Below are 8977 nucleotides of genomic sequence, written 5' to 3' on the forward strand. Positions count from 1 at the left end.
AGGAAGGTGAAGAGGTGTTGAAAAAAGGTTGGCGTCGCTATGCCAAGGTGGCATCGGCGATCGGATTCCTGATCCTGATCGCCCTGATCTGGTTCCTGGGTGAATGGATGGGGCTGGAAACCCTAGAGGCCCGGCTAAGTTGCATCGTCGTGATCATGCTGCTCTGGGTGGCCAGCCTGCTGATCGGGCAACTTCTGGCCCGGCGCGCCGGCGGGCTGCTGGAGAAAATGCTGCGCCAGCAGGCTGACGATGCCGTGATCCACACCGGCTCCGACAAGCGTGCCGAAGTAACCCTGCTGCGCCAGCGCCTGCTGGCCGCTATCGACACCCTGAAGAAGTCGAAACTCGGCAACAGCAGCGGCAATGCGGCACTGTACGAACTGCCCTGGTACATGATCATCGGCCACCCTGCCGCCGGCAAGAGCTCGGCCATCCTGCAGTCCGGCCTCACCTTTCCCTTCAGCGACAAGAGTGGCATCCAGGGGGTCGGCGGCACGCGCAACTGCGACTGGTTCTTCTCCACCGAAGGGGTGCTGCTCGATACCGCCGGCCGCTACGCGACCCAGAGCGAGGATCGAGGCGAGTGGCTCGCTTTTCTGAAACTGCTGAAAAAACATCGTACCAAAGCGCCAGTGAACGGCATCCTGATCGCCATCAGCCTGCCCGAACTGGCCCAGCACCACAGCGAAGGCTTTTCGCTGTATGTCCGTCAGGTACGGGAGCGCATCCACGAGGTCTGCAGCACGTTCGAGCTGCACGTCCCCGTCTACTTGGTGTTTACCAAACTGGATCTGCTGGGTGGATTCGCCGAGTTCTTCCAGGACATGCCGGAAGAAGAGCGCGCCGGGGTGTGGGGCTGCACACTGACAGCCAACCAGGGCAACGGCTTCGATGCCTCCACCGTCGCCGCCCAGCAATTCGAGTTGCTTCACCGAGGTCTGGTGCAGGCCGGCGAGGAGAAGCTGCTGCAATATCGCGGCGATCAGGTTCGTCCGGCACATTTCGCTTTCCCGATCGAGTTTCACGGCCTGAAAGAAGCCGTCGTAAAATTCGTGACTCTGCTGTACGAGGACGACCCCTATCACGCCCGACCCCTGCTACGCGGCTTCTACTTCACCAGCGCGCTGCAGGAAGGCACGCCGCGTATCGTGGCGGCCAACCGGGTTCAGGGTCAGTTCGACCTGGTTGCAAGACAGGGCGACAAGCGTCAGGCCCCGGCCTCGTACAGCTTTTTCCTGGGCGACCTGTTTCGCAAGGTACTGTTTCCGGACCAGCACCTGATCTCCCGGCAGACCCGGCACAGCGGCAGCCGCTGGCGCATGGCAGCCATGGCGGCCGGCGTGCTGACGCTCAGCGTACTGGCAGGCCTGTGGAGCTGGTCCTACATCGGCAACCAGCAACTGCTGGCGGAAATCAGCCAGGAACGGGAAGCCGCCCGCAAGCTGGCGGCTTCCGGCCAACTGTACGACAAGCTGCGCGCACTGCAGCAGTTGCAAACCCGCCTGGAGCAGTTGCAGGCGTACCGTACCGAAGGTGCCCCTTGGCAGATCGGCGTGGGCCTTTATCAGGGCAAGCCGCTGGAAGCCGCATTGCGCAGCGAATACTTTGCCGGCATCAAGACCCTGATGCTGCTACCGGTTCAGCGCAGCCTGGAAACCTCCCTGCTCGCGCTCGACCAGCGGCAGCCTGCGCCTCCGCCCCCGGTACAGGAAGCCAAGCCGGTTGCGCCAACGCCAGCCCCTGTGACCACGCCGACAAAACCCAAGCCCCAATACCGTCCTCGGCTGCAGGGCAAGCCGCTGCCGAACATCCAATTAGGCGCCATTCCCGAAGAATATCGGGGACGCCCAGTGACCCTATCGAGCGACGACTACCACGTTCGAACTACCCTCTGGCCACACCATGCCCTGCAGCCTGTAGCGACAAACTGGCAGACAGCCGGCTTCGGTCTGCGCCGAGCCAGTTGGACATCACCGGTTCGCGTCGCGGCAGTCCAGCCGTCGGCAGCCTCAGTGGCCGCGGCCACGCAAGCCGTCGCGGCCGCCACGGAAGCATCCCCGGAGCGCCCGACCCTGGCCCCGGCCAAATCGCCACAGCTGGATGCCAGCTACAACGCGCTGAAAACCTATCTGATGCTGTACCAGCCTCAGCGCATGGAGCCGGCACACCTGGCGGACCAACTGCCACGCTACTGGCGCCCCTATCTGGAAGCCCAGCGCGGGCAATACAGCACCGAAGAAATCATGACGGCCGCCGAAAAGCTGCTGGCGTTCTACATCAGCCAGCTAAAGGCACCGGACCTGCCACTGATTTCGCCCAACCTGCGCGTGGTCAACCAGGCACGCGAGGTGCTGCGCGGCTCTTTCAAGCGCATGTCGGCCGAAGAGCGGGTATTCAATGAAATCCGCGCCCGAGCCAACACCCGCTTTGCACCGCTGACCGTAGCCCGCATTCTCAACAACCGCGACCTGGACATCCTGGCAGGCAGCCAGATGGTGGAAGGCGCGTTTACCCGCGAGGCTTGGGACCAGTACGTGAAAGGCGCCATCGAGGAGGCGAGCAAGGGCGAAATCCGCAGCGACGACTGGGTACTGGCTGCCACCAGCCAGGACAACCTGGGCAAGGATGGCGACGGCGAGAAAAACCGCACCGCACTGGAGGCACAATACCGCGCCGCCTATATCGACGGCTGGAAACGCTTCCTGCAGGGCGTCACGGTGCGCGATTTCACCAGCCCGGCACAGTCCGCTTCGGCCATGACTCGCCTGTCTGACCGGGAAACCTCGCCCATCAAGCTGATCCTGGTACGAGCGGCGATGGAAACGGCATGGGACAACCCGTCCGAGCTCAACCGTTCGCTGGAGAATGCCAAGCAGTCGGTGCTGGAAAAAACCGCTGCGCTGCTGAAAGGCGGCAGCGGCGAGAACACGCCCAAGGACAAGCTCTATGGCGAAGTGGGCCGGCAGTTTGCCGGGGTGGCCCAGTTGGTGAAAGGCGACAACGCCCCGATCAATGGCTACCTGGAGCAACTGGCCAAACTGAAAGCCAAGCTGGGGGCCATTGCCAGCACCGACGACCCGGGCTCCCTGGCACGTGCCACTCTGCAGGCCACCTTCAATAACAACGGCTCGGAACTGGCAGACAGCATCGCCTATGTCGACAACGCCTTGCTGGCGCAAAGCACACCCGACACCGTCAGCCTGGTGCGTCCGATGCTGGTGCGGCCGCTCAGTCACTCCTACAGCGCCCTGCTCGACCCGGTCAGTGCCGACATCAATCAGGCCTGGGCCACGGAGGTCCTGCCGCAATGGCGCCAGCTGGCGGCCAAATACCCGTTCAGCGATGCCGGCAACACGGCCTCCATTGCCGAGATCAACCGTTTTCTGAAGGCCAACGACGGCACGCTGGATCGCTTCATCAACAAATACCTGGCCGGCCTGGTCCAGAAAAAAGGCGACATGCTGGTGCCACGCGCTTGGGGCGAACTCGGTATCAAGTTCAACCCGGCCTTCCTCAGCAGTGTAAGCAGTCTGTCCGCACTGGCCAACGGCCCGTTGCAGGAGGGTGACAGCCTCCGTTTCGAGCTGCAGCCGCAACCGACCCCAGGACTCTCGGAGATCGTCTTCGATATCGATGGTCAGGAACTGCGTTATCGCAACGGCCCGCAAATCTGGCAGCCCTTCACTTGGAGCGGCAACAGCCAGACGGCCGGCGCGCGCATCCAGGTGCTGTCCTACACCGGCGCCAGCAGCGTGGTGGCCAACCACCCGGGCGGCATGGGCCTGATACGCCTGCTGGCCGGAGCCAAAGTCGTACAGGATGGCTCGGATGGCACCCAGCTGGTCTGGTCGCTGCGCAAGGCCGATGGGGATACGCAGAGCGTGCGTGTCAATTTCCGGGTACTCAGCGGCGTCAACCCGCTGCAGTTGGCCCGTCTTAACAAGCTGACGTTGCCCGAGCGCGTAACGTTGTAAACGAGGCCATTGTCTTGAGCTTCACTTTCAAACGCACCCAGGAAGCTGCGGCATCGTACTGCATCTTCGGCAAACTGCCGCGCCGTGCCGATTTCATCCGCATCAATGCCACCCACCCGGCGGCGGCACAGCTGGACCACCTGCTGGCGGACAGCATCAGCCTGCTCTCCCCCGGCGCAGAGGCCGTCGCCCGCTACCGTGCCATGCCCCCCTCCTGCTTCGTGCTGCGCAGCCGGGATCAGGATTGGCTGTCGCTCGGTGTGATCCAGCCCAGCCACGACGAAAGCGGACGCAACTACCCGCTAGTGGCCGTCACCCAGCTGCCCGCCAGTCTGGCGCTGCCACCGTTGGCCGTGCTGCTGCTCACTTGCGAGCTGTTCTTTTCCGGCCTGAAAGATCAACTTGCCAGCGCCATCGACAACGCGGTGGAAATGGTGGCCTGCCGCCAGTTTTTAGAAGCGCAGGCGCTGTTCGGCGTGGCCTCGAACGACGATGTCGCCCTGGCCGAGCAGTTGCTGTCCCGCCATCTGACCATCACCCCGGCGCACCAACTGGAAGGGCTGCTCGCCCGCCAGCCCGGCCATACGCTGGAAGCCACCTTGCTGGCTTTCATGTTCCACAGCCAGCTACAGCACCGCTTCCGTGACAGTCTGTGCGTACAGACCTATCTGCTACCGCTGCCGGCTACCGATGGCGAAGACATGCTAGCCGCCGCCACGTGGCTATCGCTGTACCAGGCCGCTGCCAGTGCTCATGGAGCCGACGATACCCAGTGCCTGCTGATCAACCGACCAGACGGACGCTTCCTGGCCCTGCAGCCACGCTCGCCGGATGCCCACATCGTGGCGCAATGCTGGGGCGAACGGCTGGACCAACGCTTCGTCGTGGACATCGGCGATGAGCAGGCACCCTGGCGCCGCCATCAATCCTACGCCGAGGCCTCCTACATCCTGGGACGGCGCCTGAACGACCCGGGTCTTAGCGTCGCGCAATTGCGCGACCTTGTCACCAGCCTTGCCCGCAGCATCGCCTGACGCCGTTCAACCCTGACAGACCATCTTTTCGAGAGCACCCCATGAGCAAAGAAAGCACCCAGAAAAAATTGTCGCGGGTCCGCCCCCCGCGTGTGCAGATCACTTACGACGTCGAAATCGGCGACGCCATCGAGACCAAGGAACTGCCCTTCGTGCTAGGCGTGCTGGGCGACTATTCCGGTCACAGCAAGAATCCGCTGCCCAAGATGAAGGAGCGCAAGTTCGTGCAGATCGACCGTGACAACTTCGACGAAGTCCTCAAGGGCATGGCTCCGCGCCTGGCTATCAAGGTCGACAACAAGCTGGAAGACGACAACAGCCAGTTGGCGATGGAGCTGAACTTCAACGCGCTGGCCGATTTCGAGCCGCAGAACGTGGTGGCTCAGGTGGAACCGCTCAAGCGGTTGCTGGAAGCCCGCACCCGCCTGGCCGACCTGCGCAACAAGCTGGCCGGCAACGACAAGCTGGAAGAGCTGTTGGACGAGGTGGTGCGTGACACCGAGAAACTGCGCCAGATCAGCCAAGCCACCCAAAGCGACAACACCGGAGAGTAATCCATGAACAGCGCACCACAACTGGACACGGCGGCGAGCCCGAACGCCGTCGATGCTGGCAGCCTGCTGGACAGCATCATCGAGCAGAGTCGCATCGCCACCAACGACAGCGAAAAAGGCCATACCCGCGATCTGATCGGCGAACTGGTGGCCCAGGTGCTGGAAGGCAGCGTGACCGTATCGCGCGACCTGTCCGCCAGCATCGATGCCCGCATTGCCGAGTTGGACGCCCTGCTGTCGTCCCAGCTCAATGAAGTAATGCACCACCCCGAGTTCCAGAAGCTGGAAGCGTCCTGGCGCGGCCTCAAGTATCTGGTGGCGGAATCGGAAACCAGCACCATGCTGAAGATCAAGGTGCTCAATGCCTCCAAGAAGGATCTGGTGAAGGACTTCAAGGCCTCGCCGGAGTTCGATCAGAGCGCCTTGTTCAAGAAGATCTACGAGGAAGAGTACGGCACCTTCGGTGGCGCACCCTACGCCGCCCTGGTGGGCGACTACGAATTCACCCGCCACCCGGAAGATTTCTACCTGCTGGACGAGCTGTCCCACGTTGCAGCCTCGGCGCATGCCCCACTGATCTCCTCCGCCTCCCCCGGCCTGTTCGGCTTGGAAAGCTTTACCGACATCGGCAAGCCACGCGATCTGGCCAAGATCTTCGACACCGTGGAATACGCCAAGTGGAAGTCTTTCCGCGAGTCCGAAGATTCACGCTACGTCGGCCTGGTACTGCCGCATGTGCTCGGCCGCCTGCCATATGGCCGCGACAACGTGCCGGTAGAAGCATTCGACTTTGAAGAAAACGTCGACGGCAGCCATCACGGCAAATACCTGTGGACCAACGCTGCGTATGCCTACGCCGCACGCCTGACAGATGCCTTCGCCCAGTACGGTTGGCTGGCGGCGATCCGTGGTGTGGAAGGCGGCGGTCTGGTTGAAGGACTGCCCGCACACACCTTCAAGACCGATGACGGCGAGGTCGCGCTGAAGTGCCCCACCGAAGTGGCCGTCACCGATCGCACCGAAAAGCTGCTGTCGGACCTTGGCTTCATCTCGCTGGTGCACTGCAAAAACACCGACTACGCCGCCTTCTTCAGCGGCCAATCGGTGCAGAAAGCCAAGACCTACAACACCGATGCGGCCAACGCCAACGCACGCCTCTCCACTCAGCTGCCCTACATCTTCGCCGTATCGCGCATTGCGCATTACATGAAATCCATCATGCGCGACAAGATCGGCAGCTTTGCCTCACGCCAAAACGTACAGGACTTCCTGAACACCTGGTTGGCGCAGTACGTGTTGCTGGACGACTCCGCCAGCCAGGAAGCCAAGGCTAAATACCCGCTGCGGGAGGCCCGTGTAGACGTGGTGGAAGTCCCTGGCAAGCCGGGCGTCTATCGCGCCGCGGCCTTCCTGCGCCCGCATTTCCAGCTGGATGAACTCACCATTTCCCTGCGTTTGGTTGCCGAGCTGCCTCAGCCGGCAGGCTAACGCCACAACGACTCACCACCCTGTCGGCATTCGATGCCGACAGGGGGCGAGGTATTTGTTTTGGAAGTAGCTCTTCCATTTTTATTTATCCAAGGAGAATGCAATGGCTTTTGACGCCTTCCTGAAAATCGACGGAATTCCAGGCGAAAGCACCGACGATCAACACAAAGACTGGATCGAAATCCAGTCCTTCTCCCACCTGATCGAGCAGCCGGCCCAGGCCACCGCCAGCTCGGCCGGTGGCGCCACTGCCGAACGCGTCAACCACGGCGTGTACGAAATCACTCACTTCCTGGACAAGGCCAGCCCGAAGATCTACGAAGCATGCTGCACCGGCAAGCACATCAAGGACGTCACCATCGAGCTGTGCCGCGCCGGCGGCGACAAGGTGAAGTACATGGAGATCAAGATGGAACAGGTGCTGGTCTCCAAGGTCGAGCCGAATGGCTCGGCCAACGATGCCGGCTTCCCCAGCGAGAAGGTCAGCTTCAGCTACGGCAAGATCAAGTGGACCTACACCCAGCAGAAACGTGCCGACGGCGCCGGTGGCGGCAATGTCAGCGCAGGCTGGGATCTGACCGCCAATAAAGTCATCGCTTAATTTATTTGATGTAGATAAAGGCCCGCGTTGGTAATCATGCGGGTCTTTGATTTTGAAAGGGAAATTCATGTTTTACAAAATTGCCTCTCTCGCTATTTGTGCCTCCCTGCTCATGGGCTGTGCCGGAACCAAGCAGGCGGCTCAAAATGCGGCAATGAATGCGGCCGCGGCACAAGACCCGCAAGGAAAGACTATTGTGGCCAAGGTCACGGCGGAACTGGACCAGGCCACCACGAAAGTCATTGAGGAAACCGGCAACAAAACCATCGCCAAAGACCCGACTCTGATTCCCTTCGAGAAGATGAGCTCGAAGCTGACCCCGGTTACCGAGCAGCAAGTACGCGCCCTGGCACCGGCTCTGGTCATCGCCAAACAAATCGTCGTCACCGGCTTTTGTAATGGACGTGAGGTTGGCAATGCTTCTTCTGCCGCCAGAGCCAGGGCGATGGTCGTGAAAAGCCTGCTGGTCGAAAGCGGCATCTCATCCATACGAATTACCGTCCGTGCCGACACCAAGCAAAAACTGCATGCAGTTCGTATCTCGTTCAACGGCTGACTCCTGATGGATGCCGTGAGCGCCCTTGAACTTCTTTCCAGCTTCGCCGCCGCCTTCCGCCAGGAGCAGCGCCTCCTCACCCTGCAACTGGGCGACGGCCAGCGCTGGGGCGAGACGCTGCTGCCACTCGCCGTGCACGGCGACGAGGCGGTCGCCGACAGCTACCGCTACCGGGTCGAGTGCCTGTCGCCCGACGCCGGCCTCGAACTGAAGTCGCTGCTCGGCGTGCCGGTGCGGCTCGGCATCGCCGGGGGGGACGGGACCGAGCAGGTGCGCGGCGGCGTGGTCAGCGCTGTCGACAGCTTGGGCAGCGACGGCGGCTTCGCCCAGTACGCGCTCACCGTCGAGCCGCCGTTCGCGCTGCTGCGCCTGCGCCGTACCTCGCGGGTGTTCCAGGACCTCTCGGTGCCCGACATCGTGCGCCAGGTGTTCGCCGAACACGCCGCCGCCAACCCGGTGTTCGCGGCGGTGCAGTGTCTCGACTTCGCGCTCGCGGGCGAATTGCCCTCCCGCAGTTACTGCCTGCAATACCGCGAGAGCGACTACGACTTCCTCGTGCGCCTGCTGCACGAAGAAGGGTTGGCCTGGCGCTTCGAGCATGGAGAGGGAGCGAGCGAGCAAGGTCGCGCCGCGTCGCGCGGGGCTCTCCCGCTGGTCCAGCTCGTCGCCTTCGACGACCCGTATTCGCCGCCGCCGCCGGGGTGGAGCGGGTGCGCTTCCACCGCAGCGATGCGACGGGAGGAAGAGGATGGCCTCACCCGCTGGGACGG

At 62.4% G+C, this 8977-nt stretch carries 7 protein-coding genes; all 7 read left to right on the forward strand.

Annotated features, from left to right (window positions below):
* Positions 1-14: 14 nt before the first annotated feature.
* On the forward strand, positions 15-3974 hold the full coding sequence (gene tssM / locus FURADRAFT_RS16625; protein WP_008955326.1) for a type VI secretion system membrane subunit TssM: 3960 nt from the start codon (positions 15-17) through the stop codon (positions 3972-3974).
* 14 nt (positions 3975-3988) lie between these two features.
* Entirely contained in the window at positions 3989-5008 is a 1020-nt protein-coding gene (gene tagF / locus FURADRAFT_RS16630; protein ID WP_008955327.1) for a type VI secretion system-associated protein TagF, read from the forward strand.
* 41 nt (positions 5009-5049) lie between these two features.
* Positions 5050-5562, forward strand: coding sequence for a type VI secretion system contractile sheath small subunit (gene tssB / locus FURADRAFT_RS16635; protein WP_008955328.1), 513 nt, complete (start codon positions 5050-5052; stop codon positions 5560-5562).
* 3 nt (positions 5563-5565) lie between these two features.
* Positions 5566-7050, forward strand: coding sequence for a type VI secretion system contractile sheath large subunit (gene tssC, locus FURADRAFT_RS16640; RefSeq protein ID WP_008955329.1), 1485 nt, complete (start codon positions 5566-5568; stop codon positions 7048-7050).
* 103 nt (positions 7051-7153) lie between these two features.
* Positions 7154-7651, forward strand: a complete 498-nt coding sequence (locus FURADRAFT_RS16645) for an Hcp family type VI secretion system effector (protein WP_008955330.1) — start codon at positions 7154-7156, stop codon at positions 7649-7651.
* Positions 7652-7718: 67 nt separating this feature from the next.
* Positions 7719-8207 (forward strand): OmpA family protein, encoded by a 489-nt coding sequence (locus tag FURADRAFT_RS16650; RefSeq protein WP_008955331.1) that lies wholly within the window; start codon positions 7719-7721, stop codon positions 8205-8207.
* A gap of 15 nt (positions 8208-8222) precedes the next feature.
* Positions 8223-8977, forward strand: a 755-nt coding sequence (locus FURADRAFT_RS16655; RefSeq protein WP_328269574.1) for a type VI secretion system Vgr family protein, incomplete at its 3' end; no start/stop codon positions are given.

This window comes from Pseudogulbenkiania ferrooxidans 2002 (assembly GCF_000174355.1).
Classification (GTDB): Bacteria; Pseudomonadota; Gammaproteobacteria; order Burkholderiales; family Chromobacteriaceae; genus Pseudogulbenkiania; species Pseudogulbenkiania ferrooxidans.

Bases quoted from the DNA above. Each gene is read 5' to 3' on its own strand.
- tssB (WP_008955328.1), top strand. From the start codon at position 5,050: ATGAGCAAAGAAAGCACCCAGAAAAAATTGTCGCGGGTCCGCCCCCCG.
- FURADRAFT_RS16650 (WP_008955331.1), top strand. From the start codon at position 7,719: ATGTTTTACAAAATTGCCTCTCTCGCTATTTGTGCCTCCCTGCTCATG.
- tssC (WP_008955329.1), top strand. From the start codon at position 5,566: ATGAACAGCGCACCACAACTGGACACGGCGGCGAGCCCGAACGCCGTC.
- FURADRAFT_RS16645 (WP_008955330.1), top strand. From the start codon at position 7,154: ATGGCTTTTGACGCCTTCCTGAAAATCGACGGAATTCCAGGCGAAAGC.